The organism is Massilimicrobiota sp. SW1139 (genome assembly GCF_012027715.1).
In the GTDB taxonomy this organism is placed as follows: domain Bacteria; phylum Bacillota_I; class Bacilli_A; order Erysipelotrichales; family Coprobacillaceae; genus Allocoprobacillus; species Allocoprobacillus merdigallinarum.
On record NZ_SJOR01000021.1, the window covers coordinates 20,944 to 34,600 of the forward strand.

A 13,657-nucleotide genomic window follows, 5' to 3' on the forward strand; every position below is an offset into this window, starting at 1 on the left:
AAAAAGAAATCTATTTTTCATAAATTTCTTTTTGATATCCAATAATAATTTTTTCACCATCAATAAGCAATGGACGCTTGATTAACATACCATTTTGAGATAATAACAATGCTGCTTCATCTTCATTCATATCATTTATTTTATCTTTTAAATTCATTTCACGATAAAGTTTTCCAGATGTATTAAAAAATGGTTTGATTCCTTTTCCATTTTGACGTATCCAACACAGTAATTCTTCTTGAGTCGGTGTTTCATTGACAATATCTCGTAATGTCACATCTATTCCCTGTTCTTTAAGCTTTTTTAAAGCTTTTAAACACGTACTACAACGTGGATAATATATAAATTCCATTTATGCCACCTCCATTAATGATAAAGCTACTCTTTTTTTCTTCAAATCAACATCATAAACATATACATCTAAAATATCTCCAACATGACATACATCTAAAGCATGTTTCACTTTATGAGATGACATTTTAGAAATATGTATTAAACCATCATTTTTTAATCCAATATCAACAAAGGCACCAAAATCAACAACATTTCTCACAACTCCCTGTAATTTCATTCCTTTTTTCAAATCTTCAATTTTTAAAACATCTTTTCGTAAAATAGGAACATTATATTCATCACGAGGAGAGCGATGTGGAGATATAAAAGCTTCTATTAAATCTTCAGCTAAATAAGAATCTAAGTGTAAATCTTCTTGAATCTGCTGAATAGATACTTGTTCAATCACATCTTTTGCATGTTTTGTACCAATATCATTTTTTTGTAAATGAAGATACTCTAAAAGATGATTCGCATCATTATAATTATCTGGATGAATACTCGTTTCATCTAATTTTTCATTACCAGATAGAATTCTTAAAAATCCAACAGCCAATTCATATGTTTTTTCTCCAAGTTTTTTTACATTTTTAATTTGTTCACGAGATGTAAATTTACCATGTTCTTCACGATATTTCACAATATTTTTAGCTGTAGAGATTGATAAACCAGATACATATTGTAGTAATGAAGGAGACGCTGTATTAATATTGACTCCTACCTGATTGACAACTTTTTCTACCACAAAATCTAACTGTTCTGTTAATTTCTTTTGATTCATATCGTGTTGATATTGACCAACTGAAATAGCCTTTGGCTCAATTTTAACAAGTTCTGCTAAAGGATCTTGTAAACGTCTGGCAATAGAAACAGCTGACCTTTCTTCTACCTGATAATCTGGAAATTCTTCCTTAGCAATTGTACTTGCAGAATAAACGCTAGCTCCCGCTTCAGACACGATGACATATTGTACATCTAGATTATATTTCTTAATAAACTGCGCTATAAAGCTTTCTGTTTCGCGACTGGCAGTTCCATTTCCAATGGCAATAATTTCAATTTGGTATTTTTGAATCATAGACAGTAATATTTTTTCATCCTTAGTGTAATCATCTTTAGGTATAGTAATGAAAACTTTATGAATATCTAACACTTTACCAGTTGGATCAATAGCCGCTAATTTACATCCTGTTCTAAAAGCCGGATCAACCCCTAATACATATTTATCTTTCATTGGTGCCTGTAATAAAAGATTTTCCAAATTTACTGAAAAAACATTTAATGCCTGTTCCTGTGCTTTTTCTGTTAATTCATTACGAACTTCTCTTTCTACAGATGGGAAAATCAAACGTTTAAATGCATCTTTAACAGTATCTTCAATAAAAGTATCTAGCGAAGATTCACGTCTACGCATAACACCATTATAAATATATTGAATGAAGCGATCTGTATCAATATCAATAGAAACTGTTAACACCTTTTCTTTTTCAGCACGATTAATCGCAAGAATTCGATGTGATGCAATATACTGAACCCTTTCCTGATAATCATAATACATTTCATAAATCCCATCTTCTTGATCAGGATTTTTCTTTTTGACATGAGAAGAGATCATACCTGTCTTATAAATCATATCTTTTGTATATTTTCGATAACGTGGTTCATCACTTATTTGTTCTGCAATAATATCTTTGGCTCCATGAATAGCCTCTTCAATAGTTAATACTTGCTCATTTAAATATTTTTGAGCTTCTTTTTCCAAATCGAAAGTTCTAGGTAATTTTAAAATCGATTGAGCCAATGGCTCTAATCCTTTTGCCTTAGCAATAGATGCCTTAGTTTTCTTTTTCTCTTTAAATGGTCTATAAAAATCTTCAACTTCACTTAATTTAGAAGCATTTAAAATATTATGTTTTAATTCTTCAGTCAATAAACCTTTTTCATCAATTAAACGAATAACATCTTCTTTTCGTTCCTGAAGATTGACTTGATATTCATATACTTTTGAAATTTCTCTAATTTGTTCTTCATTTAATCCACCTGTTTTTTCTTTACGATAACGTGCTATAAAAGGAACAGTAGCTCCTTCTTCTAATAAAGATAAAACATTTTGAATTTGTTGTTCTTGAATGGATAATTCTTCAGCCATTTTTTGTATAATTTCTTGATTCATAAAAATCCTCCAATAATAAAAAAACACATTGATAAACAATGCTCAATCAATTGGTGCATCTGATGAGACTCGAACTCACACGGATTAAATCCACTACCGCCTGAAGATAGCGTGTCTACCAATTCCACCACAGATGCGTAAAACAAAAATGGTGCAGGCGATGAGATTTGAACTCACACGGAAATACTTCCACTACCCCCTCAAGATAGCGTGTCTACCATTCCACCACGCCTGCAATTAGCGTTTATATTATAACAAAAATCATATTTCTATGCAATAAGGAATAGAGAATTCACTCTATTCCTTAATCAAATCATAAATAGCTTTTGCATAGATAGCTGTTGCCTTCATTAAATCATCAATAGAAATTTCTTCATTATTTTGATGAATCTTATTATCACTATCTGGGAATTCAATACCAAAAGCAACACAATTAGGCATTGTTTTTGCATATGTGCCACCACCTATAGCCTGTGGTTGATGATTATGATCACCTGTAAATTCAACATAAGCATTATGCAACTTTTGAATCAATTCACTTTGAGGATCTATATATAAAGCTTTTCCTAAATGATGTGTTTCTTTTAATCCATAAATGTTAAGACATTTTTGCATTTTTGCTGTCAACTGTTCATCTGTCACTTCATGAGGAACACGCATGTCTATAATCATATTAACATGTCCATCCTTGTAATTGATAACCCCTAAATTCACTGTTAATGGACCCATTAATCCCGTATAAGCTATACCTAATTTTTCCCCATAACAATCATTATAAAAATATTGATCAATAAATTGAACTAATTGATTTTGTGATATAGTTGATAAATAATGACACATATATACAGCCCCATTAATTCCTAATTCTGGTGTAGAGGCATGAGCAGATTTTCCAATCAAAACAAGTTTTGTATGATTTCCTTCTTCTTCAACATATCCATCTAATTGGTGAGCAGATAAATATTCAGCAAATGATTCTCTATATTGTTTATATGAACCTGTTAAATAAGCTTCACAAACTTCTGGAACAATATTTGCTCTATTTCCAGAATAAAGTCCTATTAAATTATCGTTTTCAATTTCACCAATTATTTTAAAATTAACACCTGCTTTTTCTCCATAGACAACAGGAAATTCTGCATCTGGTGTAAACCCCATTGAAGGATAAGGTTTCTTTGTAAAATAATATTGCATACATTTTGAACCATTTTCTTCATTACATCCAAAAATCACTCTTGTTTTCATTTTCACAGGTAAATTTAATTCACGAATAATTTTAGCAGCATAGTAAGCAGCAATGAGTGGTCCTTTATCATCAGCTACTCCTCGCCCATATAACTTTCCATTTTTTAAAGTTGCTGCATATGGTTCACTGTTCCATCCACTCTCATTGCAAGGCACAACATCCAAATGTCCTAAAATACCAAAAATTTCTTCTCCCTCTCCTATATCAATATGTCCTGCATAACCATCAACATTTTCACAAACAAATCCATCTCTCTCACCTATTTCTAACATAGCATCTAACGCATCACGACATGCTTTTCCAAATGGTTGTCCTTCGTTAGCTGTTGTTTCATCTAAAATAGATGGTATTTTACATAATGTCTGTATATCTTCTATCATTTTATCTTTTCTTTTATAGACTTCTTCTAAAAAATCAATCATTTTAAAATCACCTCTCAATTATTATAGCAAACATTTTTAATAAAACGATACTTTTTGTTAAAAAAATGATATGATATATAAAATGGAGGGAATAAACATATGGAAAATATCAGATTTCATATTACCGTCAAAGCTATTGTCATTTATCATCAAAAAATCCTGATTCTCAAAAGAGTACGTCCTTCTAGTGATGGACTTGGTTTTTGGGAACTTCCTGGAGGTGGATTAGAATATGGTGAAACACCACACCAGGCTCTTATTAGAGAATTAAAAGAAGAAACAAATTTAGATGTGAGAATCATCAAACCAGTGTATACTTTTACAGCCGTTCGACCTGACTATCAAACCGTTGGTATTGGCTTTTTAGCTATTCCAACCAATGATCATGTTCAAATCTCTCATGAACACACTGAATATCGTTTTGTTTCTAGTGACGAATTACTTAATTATGTTGATCAGAAAATCTATGATGACATTATTACAACACTTAAAGAATATGAATCAATGAATATTGAAGACTAAAAAATCAAGGATTCATTATCCTTGATTTTTCTTGTCATAATAATCTTTAATTGCTGAAATAGATTTTTTCTTGAAATTAAAATACATATAACCAACAACTGCAGTTGATAATGCAAATACAACTGTAGTGCCGATAAAAATATTTCTCATTAATTCAGTTGAAGAATTCTTTTCCTTTAAATTTCCAATTTCTTCAAATTGTTGTAAAAATCCATCAGAATATAACATTAAAGTATTTTCTGTTTTTTCATGAAGATAATATGCCATATTACCATTTTCTAACATGATATAAATTAATTCATAATTCTCAAATTTTTTATCTTCAAAAATCCAACCTGGTATATCTAATTTTTCTATTTTTAAAGTAGTAAATTTTAAACCATCAATGTTTTGATTTTTTTCAGGAATATCAACAATGAACATATTAATACCATTTAAAGATATAGGCTCAAATTTAGAAGTTACTTTTCCATCTTCAAATAAATAAAAACTTTTTTCATTATTTTCATCTACTAAATAAACAATTGTTTTATTCATCTGTTCACTAGTCCATGCAGGAATTTCTTTTCCATCTAAAGAAACTTGAGTTTCTTTAAAAGACTTATTTGGTCCTTCAATTCCATCTAAATTTCTAACTACCCCTAATTTATTTCCGTTATACTCGGTATATACAAGTGGAGTTTCATCAACATTAACAACGATTTTATATGATTTTACACTTCCATTTTCAGCTGTACATTTTACTGTAAAAGTATTTTTACCAACATCTAATTTTTTTTCACCAGTTCCACTAACCGAAGCTTTACTATCCTTAGCTTTTGCAGAAATTGTAATTTTTGTTTTATCCGCAGGTAAATTTACAGTATAACTTGTTGTAGAAGCCTTAAAAGAAGGGGAAAGAGTTCCTTCACTAACAGATAAACTAGCTAAAGAATTTTCTTTTGAACGTGTATCTTCTTGTTTTACTTCTTCAGCTGTATTTGTTGTAGACTGTGTACTATTTGTGCTTGAACTAGAGTTTGAATTTTGATTTCCACCTGAAGAACTTTTATCTTTTACATCAAAACTAATGCTTTTACTAAAAGATTGATCTTCAGAAGACCCTGTATAAGCCGAATATACTCCACTAACTGTAAAAGAACCACTTCCTACTGAAGTAGGAGTAACTTTATAAGTAACATATTTAGTTTCTCCTAACGCATCAATATCTCCACTTCCTCCAGAAACACTTCCATTATTTGAACTTGCACTATTAATAAGTGCATAGCAGTCAGTAACACTCAATGTAAAAGTGATTGTTTGTCCGATAGTTATAGATGTGCTAGATGCTGATAAACTAACACCAGCTGCAAATGTTTTTGATGTATTAATTACCAAAGTTCCAAATAATATAAATAAACATAATAATAATTTATAAAATCTCTTCATTCTAAAATTCCTTTCAGTTTAAATTCAACAAAATCTTTCGAATACCAACATAATCGGTTGGCGATATTTTCCCATCACTATTCATATCAGCAACTTCTATTTGAGTAGATGATAAAGTTACAGTTTTTAATAGATATCTTCTTACCAAAACATAATCTGTTGGACTTATTTTCCCATCCAAACTAACATCTCCCTTAGAATAAGTAGATTCTACTTGTCCTAATAGCGTTACTTCATTTGCTTTCACATATCCATAATGATTAGAAAAATCATATAATGCATTAACATCTCTTTTTGTTCTACTTTCATTTAAAGGAACATCAGTCTGTACTTTATACCATGTTTGTCCATCGCTACCAGTTACTTTTCCTAAAACAAGTAATGGATAATCATATACATCAGCAGATTGTCCACTTGAAACTACAGCTTCAGAATTATATAAAATCGTAGATTTAGGATTTGCTTGATTATAGACATTTATAACATCAGCAGTGCCAATTCCTATTGAATAATGATTATAATCTACTTTTGATGTATCGATTGAATACCCTTGTGAAGCAGCTTTTTCTCCCCAAAAAGGATCAGATGCATATTTGACATTCAAACCACTATGCTTATCACCTAAATGAGGACCTCTATAACGACTATCATATGAATCTAAATATCCTTTAGACATCCATTCATACGCGAATTCATTGATACATTGCTCGACACTTGTAAAATAATTTGCACTTTGCCCAGGGCTTGAATCAACCGCATTCAATCCAAATAAGTTATTTTTTGTTTTTGCTATATTACTTGTACCATATGCCGTTTCATTGCAAGCTATCCCAAACATAACCAAAGCATTTACACCGTATTTGTTTTGTGCATTGATAAAAGCCTGTGCTTTATTATACATCTTAGACGATGTTGGTATTTTAACTTTATTATTAATTCTGTTATTTAACTGCTCAGCAGATAAATTTGTTTTAGAACGTAGTGATACATACTGATAATAATTATAGTATGGATTACTATAATTCACAGAATTTTTATATGTATTATTTCTATAATCATTAATCATTTTTTCAAAGGTAGTATAAAAATAATGCCCATCATAGCTATAATATTTCTCTCCAGAATCTAAATAAGATGGTTTATATCCTACCGTTGTTGAATAGCGAGATATATTAGATGCAGATAAATAATAAGAATAGTAATGATATAATTTACCACCACTTACTGTATAATAACTTAAATTTTTATTATTGTCGGCTTCTTGATAAGTAGGTGTACCTGCAACATCACTGGCTTTAACCTTTATAACTACTCCTCCAACTTTACATATATAGCTACTACCGTCCATCTTAATATAAGCAGCATCTGCCACTGATGTTGGATTTAAGTACCCACTACGATTAGTATCAACTTCTGTGTAATTAATATTTGCTACATATTCGTCTCCACTGCTATTATACTTAACAGTTCTTTTAAACTTAACAATATTATATGTATTCGATCTTGCTAAAGGCTCATCATTTAATAATATTTGAACATCATCAGTATTAATATCATTAGTTGATGACTCAACACTAAAACGAGCTACTTTATTTAAAACTTCTTGATTAGTAATTTGATCAAATGTATCTTCAGCATCAGCATAATTGTCATACTCAGCAATGACTTCTTCATTTTCACCATCATTGACTACAACTTTATATTCTTGGTTTTCGTTTTCCTCTTTAATTTGTTTCATGTCTTCTTCAGTAGGATCAATAAATTCAATTTCACCATCCTCATTAATTACAAAAAAACTATCATCAGTAGGAATAGATTCATCCTCAGCTTCTACTTTATTTTGATTTGAAACATTTATAACTAACCCTATAACTAATGTTAATGAGATAACTAACATACACAATTGACAGATTTTTTTTCTCATTAAAACACCCCTTCTTTCATTACATTCCGAATAAAATTATATATGAAGGTCACATAAAATTCAATTGATTTTAGGCTTTTTCAACAAAAAAAGACGATTTTATTAGCAGATTTCCCATAATCTGCTAATAAATATCATCTTTCTTTTAAATCTTCCAAATTATAAGGTGTTTCCTGATAAACATAATAGTTTAACCAATTTGCAAAAATCAAGTAAGCATGAGAACGCCATTTGACTTGTATTTCATTATTGACATCATCATTCAAATAATAATTTTTTGGCATTTCACTGATAATATCTGGATTAGACAAATCTCTTTTATATTCCTTATCTAAAGTATCAGGATCATATTCAGGATGTCCAGTCACAAAAAAACGTGATCCATCTTTTGAAGCAACTATATAAACTCCTGCATCCTTTGATTCAGCTAAAATATCTAAGTCATCTATCTTTTCAATATCTTCTTTAGATACACTGGTATAACGTGAATGAGGTGCATAAAATTGATAATCAAAACCTCGCAAAATTTTTCTTTGCATTTTTTCAACATTCGTATGATGTAAATATACACCAGTTAATTTATGTGGTAATAGATACTTAGAAACACCATAAAAATAATGTAAGGCTGCCTGTGCTGCCCAGCAAATAAAGAAGCTGCTAAAGACATGTGTTTTAGACCATTCTAATAATGTTGTCAATTCATCCCAATAATCCACATCTTGAAATTCAAGTTTTTCAACTGGTGCTCCTGTAATAATTAAACCATCATATTTATTGTCTTTAATATCATCAAAAGTTTTATAAAAAGCTAACAAATGTTCTTTTGAAACATTTTTAGACTCATGACTTGCCATGTGAATCCAATCTACTTCAATTTGTAAAGGTGTATTAGATAATAATCTTAATAATTGTGTTTCCGTTACAATTTTGGTAGGCATAATATTTAAAATTAATAACTTTAACGGTCTAATGCGTTGTGTTGTTGCACGTGTTTCACTCATAATAAATATATTTTCTTCTTTTAATATTTTAGCAGCAGGTAAATTATCTGGTATTTTGATTGGCATAATTATTTCCCCTCATTTCTCGCTTCATTTTATCATATTTCATAAAAGACTTGAATATCTTTTAAAAAGAAATCAACTCATTAAAAAGCTGAATAATAAATGCATCACTCATTCCTGCTAGATAATCTATAATACTTTTTTCAAAAGCTTGAGAATCATGGATAAAATCATAAACAACATGATTATGATATTCATTTTTTCTCGAATAATTTTCTATAACAGCGTATTTTTCTAGCCACGCTAAATAATGACCTATTAACTTTGGATATTGTTTTAAATCCTGCTTTAAATCTTTAATAAAATCATCATGATTTTTATAATCATATAAAAAATCAAAAATAGAATGCAAAATTAAAGACACATATTTTTCATGAACTTGAACCCTTTTAATTAAATAAATATTTTGATAATTGAATTTCATAATAAATTTCATTTTATCAAAAGCTTCCTGAGATAAGCCGATTCCTTTTTCTACACAAGAATTTTCCACCACATCATGTATAAAATAATTGACAACAGAACCATTATTAATCGCATGAAATTGATAATTCCCCATTTGATTTAATTGTGTTCTTAATTCATCAATTTGAGATTGTGTTAAAACATTTAAACGTAAAGCATCTTCAATATCTCTAGCCAAATAAGCAATTTTATCAGCCATCTTTACAACACATCCTTCATATGTCCATGGATTGTATTGTCCTGCATATTGATAATCATTAAGATTGATATATTCTTTTCTTCTTTGAATATATTTTTGATTCATTTCTCCACAATGAGATATAATTCCATCACGTACAGCATATGTAAGATTTAAATTATGCTGATAATGGTTATTATCTTCTAATAATTCAATATGATCAACAAAATGCAAACTATTTTTTTCATGCCAGAACTTATCTAAATCATGAGATTTAGCAATATCAGTCAAAATAGTTTCACCACCATGCCCAAAAGGTGCATGACCTAAATCATGTCCTACTGCAATGGCTTTTGTAAGTTCTGTATTTAGACCCAGTTGATGTGCAATTGTATATGAGATAGACTCAACCAGATTGACATGTTCACTGCGTGTACAGACATGATCATCTTCGACAGCAAAAAAAACTTGTGTTTTATGTTTTAAACGACGATACGCTTGTGAAAAGATAATTCTGGTATAATCTCTTGCAAAATCACTTCTTAAGTCATATCTTCTTTGATATATATCTTCACATCTTTGTACAGCCAGCTCATATTCAGAATGTCCTTCAAACATACCATAGTCACTGAATTTTTGTTTTTCCATTTCTACTACCTCTCATTTATGATATATTTATGTTATACTAAAAAAGAGGTGAAAGCAATGAATACACAATTATTTTTACAGCAAGCCTATGAATTAGTGAAAGATGAGGAAAATATCACTGCTAACCTGGCAAATATGTCTGCTTTCTTAAATGAAATCATTCCAGATATTAATTGGGTAGGATTTTATCTCGTTGATAATCATGAACTCATTTTAGGTCCTTTCCAAGGTAAAGTAGCTTGTTTAAGGATTCCTATTGGTCAAGGTGTTTGTGGTAAAGCAGCTTTATTACATCAAACAATATGTGTCGCAGATGTACATCAATTTAGTGGTCACATTGCTTGTGATAGTCGTAGTAAAAGTGAGATTGTTATTCCTATAATCGTACAAAATGAATTAATGGGTGTCTTAGATATTGATTCTCCCTATTTTAATAGATTTACTTTAAATGATCAGGATTTTTTAGAAAAAATAGTAGAAATTATTGCTGAATATATTTTTAAAAAAGGACAACGTTCACAATGAACACTGTCCTTTTTACATTTTAAATTCTATTGTATGTTCTATTTTTTAATAACTTTTTCAACTAATTCAACAACTTCTTCCATTGTTGTACAATTAATTGCCTGATTAGCTAAATCAGCCATTTCTTTTTGAGATAATTCTCTAATTAATTTTCTTTGTGCCAAAATTGAAGTTGCAGACATTGAGAATTCATCTAATCCTAAACCAAGTAATAATGGAGCTGCCATTGGTTCTCCTGCCATTTCTCCACACATACCTGCCCATTTTCCTTCTTTATGTGCTGATTCAATAACATGTTTAACCAATCGTAAGATTGAAGGGTTAAATGGTTGATATAAATAAGATACACCTGAAGACATTCTATCAGCAGCGAATGTATATTGAATTAAATCATTAGTACCAATTGAGAAGAAATCAACTTCTTTAGCAAATTGATCAGCTAAAACTGCAGCAGCAGGAATTTCAATCATGATACCAACTTGTAAAGTATCAGATACTTTAACACCTTCTGCAACCAATTTTTCTTTTTCTTCCATTAAGATACCTTTAGCTTTTCTAAATTCTCCTAATGTCGCAATCATTGGGAACATGATTCTTAAATCACCGTAAACAGAAGCTCTTAATAATGCTCTTAATTGAGTTCTAAAAATATCTTCTCTTTGGAAGCATAAACGAATTGCACGTACACCTAAGAATGGATTCATTTCTTTAGGTAAATCAATAGCTTCGATTTCCTTATCTCCACCAATATCAAGTGTTCTTACAACAACAGGTTTACCAGCCATACCTTCTAAAATTTCTTTATATACTTCAAATTGTTTATCTTCACTTGGTAATTCAGCAGATTCCATATATAAGAATTCAGTTCTAAATAAACCTACACCTTCACCACCATTTTCTTTAACACCAGCTAAATCTTTTGGTGAACCGATGTTTGCAACTAATTCAACATGATGACCATCAGTTGAAACTGTTTTTTCATTAACTAATTTCTTTAGTTCTTCTCTATATGCAATATATTCATCACGTTTTTGAGTATATTCTTTAATAGTATCTTCATCAGGATTGATCATAACAACTCCTTCAATACCATCAAGAGCAATCATATCTCCATCTTTAACTTCATCAGTCACTGTTTTACAAGCAACAACAGCAGGAATTTCCAAACTTCTTGCCATGATAGCAGAGTGTGAAGTTCTTCCACCAATATTTGTAGCAAATCCTCTAACTAAATTTTTATTTAATTGTGCTGTATCAGAAGGTGTTAAATCATCAGCAATAATCACAACTTCTTCATCAATTAAAGCAGGGTTAGGTAATGATTTTCCTAAAAGATTAGCTAATAAACGACGAGAAACATCTTTAATATCAGCAGCTCTTTCTCTAAAGTATTCATCACCCATAGATTCAAACATTGCTACAAATGTATTAGCTACTTCTTCTAAAGCAGCAGCTGCATTACATTTTTCATTTTTAATTTTATCTTCAACTTGTGTTTTTAATTCAGGATCAGATAAAACCAAAGCATGTGCATCAAAAACTGCAGCTTCTTCAGCAGATAAATTTTTTGAAGCAGCTTCCTTAATAGCTTCAAGTTGCTTACTTGTGCAATCCATTGCATCTTCATAAGCTTTAATTTCTTTTTCTACATCTTCAACAGTTTCTTTAGTTACTGTTAAATCAGGCATAACTAATTTGTATGCTTTAGCAATTGCAATACCATTAGATGCCGCAATACCTTTAATCATTGTCATTTTGACCTACCTCCATATAAATTTATTTTACCTTATTTTCAATATAAAATAAAGATTAAACTTTCTATATTTATTAAATTTATAATGAGGTTAAATTTATAATTTTCAAAATATGAAAATATAGCTTTTCATTTCACTATGCTTGTTATATAATAAAAGTATATTATAGGAGGGACAAAGATGGAAGTCATTATTGTAAAAGATTATGAAGAAGCAAGTCAAAAAGCTTGTGAAATTATGTTGAATGTTGTTAAAAACAATCCAACTGCTAATTTAGGTTTAGCTACGGGATCTACACCTATTAGACTTTATGAATTGATGAGAGAAGATCACAAGAAAAATGGAACTTCATACAAAGGTATTAAATCATTTAATCTTGATGAATATTTTGGTTTAGATCAATCTCATCCTCAAAGTTATCATTATTTTATGTGTCATAACTTATTTAATGAATTAGATATTGATATGAATAATGTTCATGTTCCAAAAGGAAATGGCAATATTGATGAAGAATGTAAAGCATATAACCAATTATTAGAAGACAATCCTATTGATATTCAATTATTAGGAATTGGTTCTAATGGACATATTGGTTTCAATGAACCAGGAACACCTTTTGATTCAGTTACTCACAAGGTTGATTTAAAACAATCTACAATTGAAGACAATGCACGTTTATTCTTTAATGGTAAAATTGAAGATGTACCTACTCAAGCAGTAAGTATGGGGATTGCAAATATTATGAAAGCTAAAAAAGTGCTTCTTATTGCTTCTGGTGAAGGAAAAGCAAAAGCTATTCAAGCTACAGTTGAAGGACCAAAAACAACAGATGTACCTGCAAGTGCTTTACAAGATCATCCTGATTGTATTTTAGTTGTTGATGAAGCTGCTGCAAGTTTATTAAAAAATAAATAAAAGATAAAAACTCCAATCTTGGAGTTTTTTTTGTTGCACTTGTTATGATAAATCATCTAG

11 protein-coding genes and 2 tRNA genes are annotated in these 13,657 nt (G+C 29.9%); 3 read left to right on the forward strand and 10 right to left on the reverse strand.

The window, feature by feature from the left end:
- Positions 1 to 10 precede the first annotated feature (10 nt).
- From E0K96_RS10115 to pepV, 5 genes are all read right to left on the reverse strand, one after another.
- Positions 11 to 352 carry an arsenate reductase family protein gene (locus E0K96_RS10115; protein WP_087304739.1) on the reverse strand — a complete coding sequence of 114 codons (342 nt, stop codon included), beginning with the start codon at positions 350 to 352 and terminating at the stop codon, positions 11 to 13.
- Complete coding sequence (locus E0K96_RS10120) at positions 353 to 2,506, reverse strand: Tex family protein (RefSeq protein ID WP_168082970.1); 2,154 nt, start codon at positions 2,504 to 2,506, stop codon at positions 353 to 355.
- Between the two features lie 51 nt (positions 2,507 to 2,557).
- Positions 2,558 to 2,643 (reverse strand) — tRNA-Leu (locus E0K96_RS10125).
- A gap of 12 nt (positions 2,644 to 2,655) precedes the next feature.
- A tRNA-Leu gene (locus E0K96_RS10130) sits at positions 2,656 to 2,741 on the reverse strand.
- Positions 2,742 to 2,803: 62 nt separating this feature from the next.
- Entirely contained in the window at positions 2,804 to 4,174 is a 1,371-nt protein-coding gene (pepV, locus tag E0K96_RS10135) for a dipeptidase PepV (RefSeq protein WP_168082972.1), read from the reverse strand.
- Between the two features lie 99 nt (positions 4,175 to 4,273).
- Between pepV and E0K96_RS10140 the strand changes: the two genes are divergently transcribed.
- Entirely contained in the window at positions 4,274 to 4,696 is a 423-nt protein-coding gene (locus E0K96_RS10140; RefSeq protein WP_087245120.1) for an NUDIX hydrolase, read from the forward strand.
- A 15-nt stretch (positions 4,697 to 4,711) separates the two neighbouring features.
- Here the strand turns inward: E0K96_RS10140 and E0K96_RS10145 are convergent, their stop codons facing one another.
- The 4 genes from E0K96_RS10145 to E0K96_RS10160 all read right to left on the reverse strand — a co-directional run bounded on the left by E0K96_RS10145 (position 4,712) and on the right by E0K96_RS10160 (position 10,403).
- On the reverse strand, positions 4,712 to 6,124 hold the full coding sequence (locus E0K96_RS10145) for a cadherin-like beta sandwich domain-containing protein (protein WP_168082974.1): 1,413 nt from the start codon (positions 6,122 to 6,124) through the stop codon (positions 4,712 to 4,714).
- Positions 6,125 to 6,137: 13 nt separating this feature from the next.
- Entirely contained in the window at positions 6,138 to 8,048 is a 1,911-nt protein-coding gene (locus E0K96_RS10150) for a glucosaminidase domain-containing protein (protein WP_168082976.1), read from the reverse strand.
- A 134-nt stretch (positions 8,049 to 8,182) separates the two neighbouring features.
- On the reverse strand, positions 8,183 to 9,115 hold the full coding sequence (gene metA / locus E0K96_RS10155) for a homoserine O-acetyltransferase MetA (protein WP_168082978.1): 933 nt from the start codon (positions 9,113 to 9,115) through the stop codon (positions 8,183 to 8,185).
- Between the two features lie 61 nt (positions 9,116 to 9,176).
- Entirely contained in the window at positions 9,177 to 10,403 is a 1,227-nt protein-coding gene (locus tag E0K96_RS10160) for a deoxyguanosinetriphosphate triphosphohydrolase family protein (RefSeq protein ID WP_168082980.1), read from the reverse strand.
- A gap of 57 nt (positions 10,404 to 10,460) precedes the next feature.
- On the opposite strand from E0K96_RS10160, the gene E0K96_RS10165 reads away from it, so the two are divergent.
- Entirely contained in the window at positions 10,461 to 10,928 is a 468-nt protein-coding gene (locus E0K96_RS10165; protein WP_087245123.1) for a GAF domain-containing protein, read from the forward strand.
- 38 nt (positions 10,929 to 10,966) lie between these two features.
- Here E0K96_RS10165 and ptsP read toward each other — a convergent pair whose 3' ends face one another.
- Positions 10,967 to 12,676: a phosphoenolpyruvate--protein phosphotransferase gene (gene ptsP / locus E0K96_RS10170; protein WP_224759450.1), complete on the reverse strand. Its 1,710-nt coding sequence runs from the start codon at positions 12,674 to 12,676 to the stop codon at positions 10,967 to 10,969.
- A 186-nt stretch (positions 12,677 to 12,862) separates the two neighbouring features.
- On the opposite strand from ptsP, the gene nagB reads away from it, so the two are divergent.
- The gene (gene nagB, locus E0K96_RS10175; protein ID WP_168082982.1) at positions 12,863 to 13,597 is read left to right on the forward strand and encodes a glucosamine-6-phosphate deaminase; all 735 of its coding nucleotides are present in this window, start codon (positions 12,863 to 12,865) and stop codon (positions 13,595 to 13,597) included.
- Positions 13,598 to 13,657: the final 60 nt, after the last annotated feature.

Bases quoted from the DNA above. Each gene is read 5' to 3' on its own strand.
- E0K96_RS10150 (WP_168082976.1), bottom strand. From the start codon at position 8,048: ATGAGAAAAAAAATCTGTCAATTGTGTATGTTAGTTATCTCATTAACA.
- E0K96_RS10120 (WP_168082970.1), bottom strand. From the start codon at position 2,506: ATGAATCAAGAAATTATACAAAAAATGGCTGAAGAATTATCCATTCAA.
- E0K96_RS10145 (WP_168082974.1), bottom strand. From the start codon at position 6,124: ATGAAGAGATTTTATAAATTATTATTATGTTTATTTATATTATTTGGA.
- E0K96_RS10160 (WP_168082980.1), bottom strand. From the start codon at position 10,403: ATGGAAAAACAAAAATTCAGTGACTATGGTATGTTTGAAGGACATTCT.
- nagB (WP_168082982.1), top strand. From the start codon at position 12,863: ATGGAAGTCATTATTGTAAAAGATTATGAAGAAGCAAGTCAAAAAGCT.
- metA (WP_168082978.1), bottom strand. From the start codon at position 9,115: ATGCCAATCAAAATACCAGATAATTTACCTGCTGCTAAAATATTAAAA.
- ptsP (WP_224759450.1), bottom strand. From the start codon at position 12,676: ATGATTAAAGGTATTGCGGCATCTAATGGTATTGCAATTGCTAAAGCA.
- E0K96_RS10165 (WP_087245123.1), top strand. From the start codon at position 10,461: ATGAATACACAATTATTTTTACAGCAAGCCTATGAATTAGTGAAAGAT.
- E0K96_RS10140 (WP_087245120.1), top strand. From the start codon at position 4,274: ATGGAAAATATCAGATTTCATATTACCGTCAAAGCTATTGTCATTTAT.
- pepV (WP_168082972.1), bottom strand. From the start codon at position 4,174: ATGATTGATTTTTTAGAAGAAGTCTATAAAAGAAAAGATAAAATGATA.
- E0K96_RS10115 (WP_087304739.1), bottom strand. From the start codon at position 352: ATGGAATTTATATATTATCCACGTTGTAGTACGTGTTTAAAAGCTTTA.